The organism is Streptomyces sp. NPDC028289 (assembly GCF_055565975.1).
Map to the genome: position 1 here is coordinate 427,941 of NZ_JBVHTI010000005.1, position 12,468 is coordinate 440,408.

Consider the following 12,468-nt stretch of genomic DNA (forward strand, 5'->3'; position numbering starts at 1 on the left):
CGGCGGGGATCCGGTGCGGGTGACCGGCGGCTGGTCGCGTCCGCGCGGTGACGGCCCCACCTCATCCGGCGGCGCCCCGCGCGCTCCGCGGGCCGCGGTCCCCGGACGGGCGCCGGCACCTGCCGCCGTACAGCGCTCCGCGTCCGGTGCCGCACCGGCGACCGCCCGGCCGAGCACGACGGCTCCGGGGCCGAATCCGACTCCGACCAGGGTGTCCTCCGGCCGTGGCGGTGGTACGGCCTCGGTACCCGTGTCGCCCGGGGCTACGGCTCGTACGACCTCCGCCTCGCCCACACCGACACCCCCTCCCGTCCCTGCTACGGCGCCTGCGTCACCCTCGGCATCCGCAACGGCGCCGGGCGACGGCGAGCCTTCCGGCATGTCCGGCGCCGGGGCGCGCACCCCTGTGCAACGGCAGGCGGTGAGCGGCGGCGACCGCACCCCGGCCCCGCCGACCCCGCCCTCGCCCGGCAGTCCCGAGACGGCGTCAGTGCAGCGCAGTACTGTCACGGACCCGGCCGCCCGGCACACGCCGCCGTCGCCGGAAAGCGGTCGCACGGGGGCGACTTCGGCACCGACGCCCAGGTCCTCCGGTATAGCGGCCACCGGCGCCACCGGCACGGAATCCGCCACGGCTGCTTCGCCCTCGGCGGGCGCCGCGCCCCCCGTCCCACGCGCCCCGGCCGTCCCGCAGAGCGCGCGGCCCTCGGTATCCCCGGCCGCGAGCGGTGGCCGCGAGGCGCCCGTGCAGCGGACGGTGCGGGAGGGCGCGGGCGCAACCGATGCCGTACGCGAAGCGCCTCGCCCGGCAGGCAGGGGAGCCGTACCGGCTGCCGTGCCGATGCCAGCGGGTGAGCCCGGCCGGAACGACGCGGCCGGCACCTCGACGACGGCGGCGGCCACGCCCCCTTCCGCGCCGGCTCCCGTACAGCGTGCCGCGACGACCCCGGATGCCCCTCGCCCCGGCCTCGGCGCTCCGCTTCCGTCCGCCGCCGGGAGCGGTGTCCGTGAGGTGCCCGTACAGCGGCGGACGACGGAGGGCCCGCAGCCCTCCTCCGCTGCCCTGCCGACTGCGCAGACCCCGCCGGACCCGCGCGCGCAGGGACCCTCCCCGTCGTCCGCCGACCCGGCCGCGGCGGCCCGGCCCGCTCCGGTGCAGCCGGGTCCCGCCGGCGCCTCCGTACAGCGTGCCGGTACGACCACTCCCCGCGCACCCCGCCTCGGCCTCGGCGCCCCCGTCGCGGGCCCTGTCGCGAGTGCGACCGCCGCGAGGCCCGTCGGCCGTCGGGCGGCTGTGCCGTCCGTGCAGCGGCAACCGGCGTCGAGCGGTCCGTCGGCTGGTTCTTCGAGCGGTCCGTCGACTGGTTCCTCGAGCGGTCCGTCGACTGGTTCCTCGCGGGGTTCGTCGAGCGGTTCTTCGGGTGACCAGCCGGTCGCCCTTTCCCAACCGGTCCCCGCGGCGCCCCGGCCGGTACAGCGAGCGACGGCCCCGGACCTGCCCACGACGACGGCCGAGCGTGCCCAGCCGATCCAGCCGACTCCGCCGACCCAGCCGGTCCGCCCGGCCTCCACCGGCCCCGCGACGACGCCACCACCAGCTCTTCCCGGCCCCGCCACGTCGGGCACTTCGGCGACGGCTGCACCGCCTTCGCCCCTTCCCCTCCCCCCCTTCGTCCAGCGCACCGCCGCCCCCGCCTCTTCCGCCACGCCCGGCCCCGGGGGCCGCCAGGCGGCCGTGCGGCGCCAGGTCCAGTCGCCTCTCCCCGTGACCACCCCACCTCCCACCGGACCGGCGGCACCCCTGCCCCTCTTCGTACAGCGGGCCGCAACCCCGCCCGCCGCCCTGCCGGTCAAGCCGGCCACCACCTCCGCCCCCACGCCCGCTCTGCCCGTCACCCTGCGCCCGACCACCCCGATCTCCGCCACCACCCCGCTCCCCGTCGCCCCCCTCGGTCGCGTCACCGTCCAGCGCGACGCCCTCACCACCGCGTCCCCCGGCGGCCACCACCCGACGAGCTCCCTGAAGAAGGCGCCGGCCACCCACACCAGCCGCCCGGCGGCTCCCCGGACCCAGACGTCCAGGCAGCCACCGCCCCCCGACGACCCACCGCCCCCCGGGTACTCCGCCTCCGCCTCGGCCGCCGACGATCCGCCGCCCGGCTACACGGCGGTCGAGACCGGCGGATTCGATCCGCGCGCCCTCACCGAGTTCCAGGTGGACGCCCTCGTCCACCGGATCATCGACCGGATCACCCGGCACGTCCGCACCGAACTCCGCCGCGACCGCGAACGCGTGGGCAAGCTCCGCGACTTCCGACCCTGACCACCTCTGACCGACCCTGACCGCCCCTGATCACGACGACCGCGCACCACCCCACAGAAAGGCCTCCCGATGGATCGCCAGGACCCGGGAACCACAGTCTGGTTCAGCCTCTCCATCGACGGCGAGGACCTCGGTTACTTCAACGGGTGCGAGGGGCTGTCGTCGCAGGTGGAGATCGAGCAGCGGCAGGAGGGCGGCAACAACGGGTTCGTGTGGCAGCTGCCGACCCGCGTCACCTTCTCCCACATCCGGCTGACCCGCCCGCTCACCCCGGACACCTCGAAGGTCGCGAAGTGGATCTCGTCCGTGCAGACGGGGATCGAGCGGCCCACCGGGCAGATCACGGCGCTGCGCGCGGACGGCTCGGAGGTGGCCCGGTGGGGGCTGCTGGACGTACTGCCGGTGAGCTGGCAGGGGCCCTCCCTGGACGCGGGCAGTCCGTCCGTGGCCACGGAGGTCCTGGAGATCGCCCACCACGGATTCACGGACTGAGCCGTCAGAGCTGACCGAGAGAGGCAGATCAGATCATGGCCAGGAGCAGCCGGGGCGCCGGCAAGAGCCTCGTGCGGGCCACCCTCGCGATTCACGAGCCGCCCGTGGGCACCAGCACCAGCCCGGGCGGCATCATCAAGACGTTCGGCTTCGAGTTCAACCCGGCGCAGCTGTCGATCGCCCGGCGGGCGGACTGGAAGTCGTCGGCGGCGCCGATCGAACGGGACGGCGCGCTGCCGGAGTTCCTCGGCACCCACCCGCGCGAGATGAGCGTGGAGATCTTCCTGGACCGGTCCGACGACCCGGACAGCAACGACGTGATGAAGAAGGTGGAGTCGCTGCTGGCCTGCTGCGAGGTCACCAGCAAGAGCATCGCCGCCAAGCAGCCGTCGCCGCCCTGGGTGGTCTTCCAGTGGGGCTCGTTCTCGACGGCCAACTTCACGGCGTACGTCGCCTCCGCCGACGTCTCCTACTCCCTCTTCGGGACGAGCGGGATGCCGATCCGGGCCAGCTGCCGGCTCCAGCTGCACGAGATCCCGAGCAAGACCGCGGGACAGAACCCGACGTCCGGTGCGCTCACCGCGCAGCGCGTGCACCGGGTCGTCGCCGGGGACTCGCTGCAGTCGCTGGCCTGGCGGGAGTACGGCAACGCGAGCGCCTGGCGGGCGATCGCGGAAGCGAACGACATCGACGATCCCGGGTGGCTGCCGACGGGGACGGAACTGGTGCTGCCTGCCGCCGAGGAGGTGCGGTCCTGATGGTGAAGCATGCCTTCTCGAACGTCGTCAAGGTCGTCATCGGCGGCAAGGAGCTGACCGCCACCTCGGAGTACGGGCGGTATCTCGTCGACGCCCACGTGGACCAGGGCGTCGGGGTGCCCGCAGCCTTCCAGCTGACCTTCCGCGACCCGGCCCGCAAACTGCTGGGCAAGCTGGGCGTCCAGTTCGGCACCCCGGTGGTGATCACGCCGGTCTCCGACGGCCAGGGCACCGGCGACCCGCTGCTCACCGGCGAGGTCACCGGGATGGAGGCCGAGTACGACGGCACCGGCAGCTACGCGGTGGTCCGGGGCTACGACTACGGGTTCCGGCTGATGCGGCAGCGCCGCGTCGTCGCCTACCGCAACCAGACCGCCTCGGACATCGCCCGCAAGCTGGCCGCGCAGGACGGCGTGCCGATCGGGCGGATCCAGGCCACCAAGACCGTCTACGAGTTCATCAGCCAGTCGAACGTCACCGACTGGGACTTCCTGGCCCGGCTCGCCGACGAGAACGAGATGGTCATGTCGGTGGACGCGGACGGCAAGTTCCAGTTCGTGAAGCAGAAGAGCGCCTCCGGGGCGCCCTCGCCGCAGACCGACGGCGACAAGAGCCCGTTCGTCCTGGAGGCCGGGCACGACATCCTGCGGCTGCGCACCGCGGTCACCGCCTCCGACCAGGTGAACAAGGTCGAGTCGCGCGGCTGGGACGTACGGACGAAGAAGACGCTCACGGCGACCGTGACCCCCGCCGACAACACCGGCTACAGCATCGGCACCACCCCGGCCGCGGCGGCCGGCGAGTTCAAGACGTCGAAGCTGGTCGAGACGCGCACGCCGTACGACAAGCAGGCCGAGGTGAAGTTCGCGGCCGACGCCCTCTCCGACGACGTCACGTCGACGTTCGCCGAGGTGGAGGTGGTCGTGCGGGGCAACCCGAAGCTGCGGCCGGGGGTTCCGGTGGCGCTCGCGGACGTCGGGGACCCCTTCGAGGGGAAGTACACGGTCACCTCGGTACGGCATGTCTTCGGCGACGCCAAGCACTACGAGACCTGGGTGACCGTCAGCGGCCGCCAGTGGCGGTCGCTCTACGGCGTCGCCTCCGGCGGTGGCGGGGACGCCGGCGGCGACCGGCAGCTCAGCGTGGCGCAGGCCCTCGTCACCGACGTCCAGGACCCGCTCCAGCAGGGGCGGGTGAAGCTCAAGTTCCCGTGGCTGGACGACACCTACGTCAGCGACTGGACCCGGACCATGCAGTGGGGCGGGGTGCGCGGCGGCGGGGTCTTCCCGATGGACGTCGGTGACGAGGTGCTCGTCGCCTTCGACCGCGGCGCCCTCGACCACGCGTACGTCATCGGCGGCCTCTACAACGGCAAGGACAAGCCGACCCGGGTCAAGGACGTGCCGCTGCACGACGGCATGCGCGGCCGGGCCACCCGGCACACCGTCTCCGACCGGGTCGGCAACCGCATGGACCTGCTCGACCAGCGCGGCCGCAAACAGGGCGTCCGGCTGGCCAGCGGCGACGACAAGCTCACCGTCTTCCTGGACCGGCAGAAGACCGAGATCACCGTGGACAGCAAGGGCAGCGTCTCCATCAAGGGCAGCAGGTCGGTGTCGGTCGAGGCGGGCGCCAACCTGTCGCTGAAGGCGGCGGGCGCGCTCAGCATCAGGAGCGGGGGGCCGCTGTCCCTGCAGAGCGCGGAACTCGTCGACATCAAGTCCCCCGCGGGCGCGGTCTCCGTGAACGCCGCCGCCGTGAACGTGATGGCGAACGCCGCCCTGTCGCTGCGCGGCAACGCCGCCGTCGCGATCAGCTCCTTCACCACGGTGGGGATCCAGGCCCCGGAGGTGCCGGTCCTGGGCAACCTGATGATGGGCGGACTGACGGTGATGGTGATCCCGGCATGAGCGGGGACGGTGATTCCGGCATGAGCGGCCGGCAGGTCTTCCCGGAGGGGCGGGTGCGGGACTGATGGCAGAGCAGTTCGTCGGCTCCGGCTGGTCGTTCCCGCTGCGGATCGGCCCCACCGGCGGCATCGCCCTCGTCAGCGGCGAGAAGGAGGTGGAGGAGGCCATCCGCCTCATCCTCTCCACGGCCCCGGGTGAACGCCCGATGCGGCCGGAGTTCGGCTGCGCCATCCACGACCTCGTCTTCGCCCCCGTCAACGAGCAGACCGCCGGCCGGATCCAGCACGAGGTGCACGCCAGCCTCGACCGCTGGGAGCCGCGGATCGAGGTCGAGGACGTCGAGGTCACGACCGGTGCCGACCCGAGCGTGCTGATGATCGACGTCCGCTACTCGATCCGCGGCACCAACAACCCGCGCAGCCTGGTCTTCCCCTTCTACGTCATCCCCTCCCACGACGAGCCGGACCTGCCGCCCGCCTCCCCGGACTCCTCCGAAAGCGACCGCTGATCCCGATGGCCCTGCCCTCCCCGAACCTCGACGACCGCCGCTTCCAGCAGTTCGTCGACGACGCCAAGCGTTACATCCAGCAGCGCGCCCCGGAGTGGACCGACCACAACGTCTCCGACCCCGGCATCACGCTGGTGGAGACGGTCGCGCACATGGCCGACCAGATCGTGTACCGCCTCAACCGGGTCCCGGAGAAGAACCACCTCGCCTTCCTGGACCTGGTCGGCATCACGCTGTTCCCGCCCTCCGCCGCCCGCACGGAGGTGACGTTCTGGCTGTCGGCGGCCCAGGAGGAGGCGGTCCCGGTGCCGGTCGGCACCGAGGTGGCGACCCGCCGTACCGAGACGCAGGAGGCGGTGGTCTTCGCGACCGAGCGCGAACTGACCATCGTGCCCAGCGAGTTGCGGCACCTGCTGCGCCAGCAGGAGGGCTCGGCGGTCGTCGACCTCACCCACGAGCTCGCCGAGGGCAAGGACCTGTTGTGCTTCACCGAGTCCCCGAACCCCGGTGACTGCATGCTGCTCGGCCTCTCCGCCGCCGTCCCGCACTGCGCGGTCGCCCTGGACCTGGACAGCCGTGTCGACGGTGTCGGCGTGGACCCGCGGCAGCCCCCGCTGGTGTGGGAGGCGTGGACGGAGGACGGCTGGCGGGAGTGCGAGGTCGACCGGGACGGCACCGGCGGCCTGAACCGGCCCGGCGAGGTCGTCCTGCACGTCCCCGGCGGCCACGTGCTGTCCCGCAACGGCGGCCTGGAGGCGAGCTGGCTGCGCTGCCGGGTCACCGAACCGCACGCCGACCAGCCGTTCTACACCACCTCCCCGACGGTCCGGTTCGTCGAGGCCTGCACGGTGGGCGGCACCACGGCCGCCGTGCACGCGGAGACCGTCGAGGACGAGGCGCTCGGCGAGTCGACGGGCCTGCCCGGCCAGCGCCTGCGGCTCGCCCACGCCCCCGTCGTCGGTGACAACCCGCCGCTCCTCCTCCAGACCGCCGAGCACGACGGCGAGGGCGGCTGGGTGGACTGGCAGGTCGTCCCGCACTTCGCGGCCTCCGGGCCGTACGACCGGCACCTCACCCTCGACGCGACCACCGGCGAGATCGCCTTCGGCCCCGCGGTCCGCGAACCGGACGGCTCGCTGCGCCAGTACGGCGCGGTGGCCCCGAAGGGCGCGGTCATCCGGGCCCGCCGCTACCGCACCGGCGGCGGCCGGGACGGCAACGTGGCCCGGGGAGCCGTACAGATCCTGCGCTCCTCCATCCCTTACGTCGCGGACGTGGTCAACCGGGAGGCCGCGCGGGGCGGGGTCGACGGCGAGACGGTCGCCGAGGCGAAGGTGCGCGCGCCGATCACGCTGCGCGCCCAGGAGCGGGCGGTGACCCTGCGCGACTACGAGGAGCTGGCCCGCCGCGCCGCGCCCGAGACGGCCCGGATCACCTGCCTGGAGGGCGAGGAGGGCGAGCACGGCTCCTACGCGGTACGGGTCCTGGTGGTACCCCAGGCGGTCTCCGACCCGGGCGGCCGCCTCCGTTTCGAGCAACTCGTGCCCGGCGACGCCCTGCTGGACCGCATCACCCGCTACCTGGACGAACGCCGGCTGATCGGCACCCGGCTCGCGGTCGGCCCGCCCTTCTACCAGGGCGTCACGGTCGTCGCCACCGTGCACGCCTTCCGCGGCGTGGACGTCGACCGCGTCCGCCGCCAGGCCCACGACGCCCTCTACCGCCACCTGGACCCGCTGACCGGCGGCGCGGACGGCAAGGGCTGGCCGTTCGGGCGCCCGGTGCAGTCCGGCGAGATCTTCGCGGTGCTGCAACGCGTCCCCGGCATCGAACTCGTCGACGAGGTCGTCCTGCACCCCGCCGACCCGCTGACCGGCAAGCGGGGCGACCCGACCGACCGCATCGACCTGGACGCCCCGTCGCTGGTCTTCTCCTACGACCACCGGGTGAGGGTGATCGGCGAATGACCGGCAACAACCCGACCGGAGGCCTCCGTTGAGAGGGTCCATCGACGGCCTCGGCTCCTCCGTCCCCATCGGCGCGATGCTCCCCGCGGTCTTCGCCGACGACGACCTGGCGCTGCGTTTCGTCGCCGGCCTGGACGACGTGATCGCCCCGATCCCGAACGTCCTCGACTGCCTGCCCAGCTACTTCGACCCGGCGCTGGCCCCGCTGGACTTCGCGGAGTGGCTCGGTACCTGGGTCGGCGCCGAGACCGACGGCACGGAATCGGAGGCCCTGCTCCGGGCCGCCGTGGCCGCGGCCGCCTACCTGCACCGGATCCGGGGCACCCGCTGGGGCCTGTCCGAGACGGTCCGGCTGGCCTTCGGCGTGACACCGGAGATCACGGAGAGCGGCGGCGCCGACTGGAGCGCCCGCCCGCTGGGCCCCTTCCCCGGCACACCCCGCCCCGGCCTGCACGTCCACCTCGCGCTGCCCGCCCCCACCCCGGCCGACGAGGTCCGCCTGGAACACCTCGTGGCCGCCGCCCGCCCCGCTCACATGCCCTACACGGTCCAGGTGACCGCGTCCGCCGAAAGGACCCCGCAGCGATGACGACCAACCGGAACTGCACGGAGTGCGGCACGGTCGCCGAACCGGGCCAGTCCTTCTGCGACGCCTGCGGCGCGGTCCTGAGCTGGGCGGCCACCGCCGAGGAGACCCCACAACAGCCCCCCGCCAACTCCGCCGCCGCCCCCGACTGGGACGCCTTCACCCGCAGAGACGGCGGCACCGGCCTCCCCCAACGAGACACCCGAGCAACGACAGCGACAACCCCGGCAGAGGGCCACGGGGACACGCCCCTTCAGAGCCACGGCGACCTGTCAGCACCGGCCACGACAGCGCCCCGTCAGAGCCACGGCGCCCCGTCAACACCGGCGACGACGGCGTCCCCTCAGGGCCACGGCGCCCCGTCAACACCGGCCACGACAGCGCCCCCTCAGGGCCACGGCGACCTGTCAGCGCCGCCCACGACAGCGCCCCCTCAGGGGCGCGGGGAACTGCGCGACCAGCCCCCACCCACCGCCACGTCCCCCACAGCCGAAACCACCCCCCTCCCCACCCCCCACCCGCAGTCCGCCGACAGCGGCGCCGCACCCACCCCCACCCCCACCCCCACCTCCGACCACGACCGGGCCCGCCGCCTCCTCATCCCGGTGAGCGAGCCCACCCCCACCCCGGCCCCCCAACCGATCGCTCCCGTCCTCCCCGGCCGCCCCACCCCCCAACGCCCCACCGCCGTCCGCGCCCCCGGCGAGGACCTCGGCGCCCACGGCGGCACCCCCTGCCCCTGGTGCGCCACCCCCAACCGCCCCGACCGCCACTTCTGCACCCGCTGTGCCATGCCCATGGCCGGCCACCCCGACACCGGCCCCGCGGCCCACCGCCCCTGGTGGCGCCGCATCTTCGACTTCCGCCGCAGAGAGACCCCGTGGGCAGGCGACCGCCCCCGCCTCCGCCGCACCTTCGACCGCGTCCTCACCTGGATCGTCGCCGCCGTCGTCCTCACCGGCGTCACGGTCCTGGCGATCAACACGCCGAAGGCGGTGAGCGCCACCCGCGACCACTTCGCCAAGCGCGCCCCGGTCCCCCCGGACAGTTACCGCGCCTCCCGCGCGTACGCGGGCCACAAGCCGGAACTGCTCTTCGACAGGCTGAACAACACGTGGTGGGGCCCGGGCATCGCCGGGGCAGGCGAGGGCGAGTGGGTCGAGGCGCACTTCGACGAGCCGACCCGGCTCCTGAACGTCGTCATCACCTCCGGCGAGTCGACCCACAACGAGCAGCTGAACAAGTCGGCCCTGCCGCACCGCCTGACGGCGACCATAAAGACCGCCGACGGCAAGTCCCTGACCCGCGAACTCACCCTCGACCAGGCGGCCGGCGGCCAGGTCCGCGACCTGCGCGCGGCGGACGTCGTCTCCGTCCGCTTCACGATCGACTCGTCGTACCAGGCGTCGGCCCGCACCCAGGTGGCCATCGCCGAGATCGAGTTCTTCGGCCCGTCCAGCGCGAACTCCTAGCGTGGCGGAGGCGGCCAGCTCCTCATCAGGGACCGGTAAACGGCCGTGGACCTGGGGTTGCCGTGGCACCCCCACACGCCGTGCGGGCAGTAGTCGGTGATCGTCTGGTACAGCGGGCGGCTGCTCGCGAACCAGTCCAGCATCCCGCGCAGGTACGCCGGATCGTCGCCGTTCTCGTACAGCCCCCACTCCGGGTACGAGACCGGTTTGCCGTGGGTCCGGGCGAAGTCGGCCTGGGCCCGCAGCCCGTACGGCTCGGCGACCTGCTCCTGGAAGGACATCCCGCGCGGGGCGTCGTACGCGTCCATCCCCAGCACGTCCACGTACCCGTCCCCCGGATAGCACGCGGTCCAGGGGACGGCGTCCCGCCCCCGGTTGGGCGCGAAGTCGAACCGGAACCGGGCGCCCGGCACCGATCGCATGGCGGTCACGATCCGTCGCCAGTACGCCCGCCAGGCCGCGGGGTCCGGCCCGCAGCGATGGGTGTACGTGTCCCCGTTCATCTCCCAGCCGAGCACGACGACGGTGTCCGGCGCGCCGACCGCGATCAGCCGCCGGGCCAGGGCGCGGAAGTGGACGTCGTACCGGCCGCCTGCCCCGAGCCGCAGTTGGCGGCGCACCTCGGCGTCCGGGACGTGTGCCTCGGTGTGTTCGAGCATCGGCACGTTGAGGACGAGGAGCCGGTCGGGTTCGGCCTGCCGCCAACGGGCCCACAGCCGTACGAAGTCCGGGGCGCCCTCGATGTTCCGCCACACGTCCCCGGGCAGGTAGGTGTGCCCGACCCGGGGCTGGTCCCGCAGCCAGCTCCCGAGCGCAGCCACCCGCCGTACCCCGTCCGCGCCGTACCCGACGTACGCCCCGAAGGGCCCGGGCGCGGCGGGCCGCGGGACCTCCGGCCGGGACACGGGCAGCAGCAGGAGGGCGACCAGCGCGGCGACCCACAGGAACCTCAGACGTGCCATGGGAGGCAGTCTGGCCGCTCCGCGCACCGCGGCCACGCCATGTGGTCATACCGTGACCCTGTGCGCACCAGGTATCCGGCGTGCCACGGCCGGGGTCCGTCGGCGGCGGCGCGCTTCACCGTGCCGTCAGGTTCCACAGCGTCGCCGGATCCCACACCGGCGTCGGGAGCCACTGTCCCACCGGGGTTCTGTGGGGCCTCGGAGTCCTGTGCGGCCTCGCCGGTCGGCGGTGCCCCGACGCCGGCGACGACGTGGGTCCTGGCCCGCCGGACGACGGCGCCGGACCCGCGGCCGGGGCGGCCGGGGTGCTCGGGGCCGGGTGGGGGTGTGCCGGGGACGGCGTTCCGGGCACGCTCACGCCGTGGTGCCGCAGCCACGGCAGCGGCGGGACCTCGGAGCCCAGGTGCCGGGTGGTGCGGACCTCGAAGTGGAGGTGGGGGCCCTCCGCGTTCCCGGTGGAGCCGGCGGAGCCGATCCGCTGGCCCGTCGAGACGTGCTGGCCGCGGCGGACGTTGATGACGGACAGGTGGGCGTACTGGGTGTAGTAGCCGTCGGGATGGTGTAACACCACCTGGTTGCCGAAGGCGTCGCCGCAGGTCGCGGCCACGACGCGGCCGGGTCCGACGGCGTACACGGGCGTGCCGGCGTGGACGGCGAAGTCCTGGCCGGTGTGCCGGTGTCTCCAGAGGCGGCCCCTGGCGGCGTAGCGGGCGGAGAGCCGGTAGCCGACGGTGGGCGCGGTCCAGCGGGCGGTGCGATCGGCGTGATCGGTGCGGTCGGTGCCGCGTTTGCGGGCGGTGTGGGACGGGGTGCTGCGCGTGCCGAAGGCGCACTGGGCCGGGCGCTCGTCGGCCTTGGCGGGTGTGGTGAGGAACGCGCCGGTCAGGAGGAGCACCAGCGCGGCGGTGAGGAGCCGTAGATCATCCGTTCGCATCTTCGGATCCTCTGACGGGCGGTGCGCCGGGGGGCGGCCCCACGCGCCCGGCGCCACGACTTTCGCCTGTTCGGATGATCGGCCCGGCTCAGAGCCGGCTGCGGTGGTTCACCACCGTGCTCGCGAGCTGCGAGAGCCGGGCGCGCTGGGCGTCGGTCAGGTGGGCCGCGAGGTCCCGGATCTGCCGGTCGGCGAGCGCCTCGCACTGCCGGGCCAGTTGCTGCCCCTGGGGGGTGATCGACACCAGGAAGCTGCGCCGGTCGTGCGGGGCGGGGGTGCGGCGGACCAGGTCCCGGCGCTCCGCGCGGTCGACGAGGCCGGTCATGCTCGACTTGTCCAGGCCGAGGTGGTGGGCGAGTTCCTGCATGCCGGGCGTGCGGTCGCGCAGCACGCCGAGCAGCCGCAACTGGACGACCGACAGGCCGTGTTCCGCCGCGACCTTCCCGAGCGCGCCCTGCACCAGGAACGACAGCTGGGCGAGGCTGTCCACGAGTCCCAGGTCCTCGATGTCCTCGGCCGTGCCCGGGGTTTCGGCGGTTGGCTTGTTCTGCATGGC

General features: G+C 73.9%; 11 protein-coding genes. 8 read left to right on the forward strand and 3 right to left on the reverse strand.

Annotation, left to right across the window (positions count from 1 at the left end; all coding sequences use genetic code 11):
• The first annotated feature begins 1,765 nt into the window (after nucleotides 1–1,765).
• From ACZ4UV_RS26710 to ACZ4UV_RS26745, 8 genes are all read left to right on the forward strand, one after another.
• Nucleotides 1,766–2,323: a hypothetical protein gene (locus ACZ4UV_RS26710; protein WP_451015989.1), complete on the forward strand. Its 558-nt coding sequence runs from the start codon at nucleotides 1,766–1,768 to the stop codon at nucleotides 2,321–2,323.
• Nucleotides 2,324–2,392: 69 nt separating this feature from the next.
• Entirely contained in the window at nucleotides 2,393–2,815 is a 423-nt protein-coding gene (locus ACZ4UV_RS26715) for a phage tail protein (RefSeq protein ID WP_089100302.1), read from the forward strand.
• A gap of 35 nt (nucleotides 2,816–2,850) precedes the next feature.
• Nucleotides 2,851–3,573 carry a CIS tube protein gene (locus tag ACZ4UV_RS26720; RefSeq protein ID WP_351494129.1) on the forward strand — a complete coding sequence of 241 codons (723 nt, stop codon included), beginning with the start codon at nucleotides 2,851–2,853 and terminating at the stop codon, nucleotides 3,571–3,573.
• A complete protein-coding gene (locus ACZ4UV_RS26725; RefSeq protein WP_467841204.1) occupies nucleotides 3,573–5,483 on the forward strand; it encodes a VgrG-related protein in 1,911 nt (636 codons plus the stop codon). The genes ACZ4UV_RS26720 and ACZ4UV_RS26725 overlap by 1 nt, the downstream gene beginning before the upstream one ends.
• A 64-nt stretch (nucleotides 5,484–5,547) precedes the next feature.
• Nucleotides 5,548–5,991: a GPW/gp25 family protein gene (locus ACZ4UV_RS26730; protein ID WP_181806072.1), complete on the forward strand. Its 444-nt coding sequence runs from the start codon at nucleotides 5,548–5,550 to the stop codon at nucleotides 5,989–5,991.
• Nucleotides 5,992–5,996: 5 nt separating this feature from the next.
• A complete protein-coding gene (locus ACZ4UV_RS26735) occupies nucleotides 5,997–7,958 on the forward strand; it encodes a putative baseplate assembly protein (protein ID WP_451015987.1) in 1,962 nt (653 codons plus the stop codon).
• A 28-nt stretch (nucleotides 7,959–7,986) separates the two neighbouring features.
• Nucleotides 7,987–8,547 (forward strand): phage tail protein, encoded by a 561-nt coding sequence (locus ACZ4UV_RS26740; RefSeq protein ID WP_390045713.1) that lies wholly within the window; start codon nucleotides 7,987–7,989, stop codon nucleotides 8,545–8,547.
• Nucleotides 8,544–10,016 (forward strand): zinc ribbon domain-containing protein, encoded by a 1,473-nt coding sequence (locus ACZ4UV_RS26745; RefSeq protein ID WP_467841209.1) that lies wholly within the window; start codon nucleotides 8,544–8,546, stop codon nucleotides 10,014–10,016. The genes ACZ4UV_RS26740 and ACZ4UV_RS26745 overlap by 4 nt, the downstream gene beginning before the upstream one ends.
• Here the strand turns inward: ACZ4UV_RS26745 and ACZ4UV_RS26750 are convergent.
• The 3 genes from ACZ4UV_RS26750 to ACZ4UV_RS26760 form a co-directional block, all read right to left on the reverse strand.
• The gene (locus ACZ4UV_RS26750) at nucleotides 10,013–10,978 is read right to left on the reverse strand and encodes a glycoside hydrolase family 26 protein (RefSeq protein WP_451015985.1); all 966 of its coding nucleotides are present in this window, start codon (nucleotides 10,976–10,978) and stop codon (nucleotides 10,013–10,015) included. The genes ACZ4UV_RS26745 and ACZ4UV_RS26750 overlap by 4 nt on opposite strands.
• A 115-nt stretch (nucleotides 10,979–11,093) precedes the next feature.
• Nucleotides 11,094–11,912: a M23 family metallopeptidase gene (locus ACZ4UV_RS26755; RefSeq protein ID WP_467841212.1), complete on the reverse strand. Its 819-nt coding sequence runs from the start codon at nucleotides 11,910–11,912 to the stop codon at nucleotides 11,094–11,096.
• A gap of 88 nt (nucleotides 11,913–12,000) precedes the next feature.
• Nucleotides 12,001–12,465 (reverse strand): MarR family winged helix-turn-helix transcriptional regulator, encoded by a 465-nt coding sequence (locus ACZ4UV_RS26760; protein ID WP_451015983.1) that lies wholly within the window; start codon nucleotides 12,463–12,465, stop codon nucleotides 12,001–12,003.
• Nucleotides 12,466–12,468 lie beyond the last annotated feature (3 nt).

Coding starts and splice junctions, on each gene's coding strand:
- ACZ4UV_RS26715 (WP_089100302.1), top strand. CDS start 2,393: ATGGATCGCCAGGACCCGGGAACCACAGTCTGGTTCAGCCTCTCCATC.
- ACZ4UV_RS26720 (WP_351494129.1), top strand. CDS start 2,851: ATGGCCAGGAGCAGCCGGGGCGCCGGCAAGAGCCTCGTGCGGGCCACC.
- ACZ4UV_RS26725 (WP_467841204.1), top strand. CDS start 3,573: ATGGTGAAGCATGCCTTCTCGAACGTCGTCAAGGTCGTCATCGGCGGC.
- ACZ4UV_RS26730 (WP_181806072.1), top strand. CDS start 5,548: ATGGCAGAGCAGTTCGTCGGCTCCGGCTGGTCGTTCCCGCTGCGGATC.
- ACZ4UV_RS26735 (WP_451015987.1), top strand. CDS start 5,997: ATGGCCCTGCCCTCCCCGAACCTCGACGACCGCCGCTTCCAGCAGTTC.
- ACZ4UV_RS26745 (WP_467841209.1), top strand. CDS start 8,544: ATGACGACCAACCGGAACTGCACGGAGTGCGGCACGGTCGCCGAACCG.
- ACZ4UV_RS26750 (WP_451015985.1), bottom strand. CDS start 10,978: ATGGCACGTCTGAGGTTCCTGTGGGTCGCCGCGCTGGTCGCCCTCCTG.
- ACZ4UV_RS26755 (WP_467841212.1), bottom strand. CDS start 11,912: ATGCGAACGGATGATCTACGGCTCCTCACCGCCGCGCTGGTGCTCCTC.
- ACZ4UV_RS26760 (WP_451015983.1), bottom strand. CDS start 12,465: ATGCAGAACAAGCCAACCGCCGAAACCCCGGGCACGGCCGAGGACATC.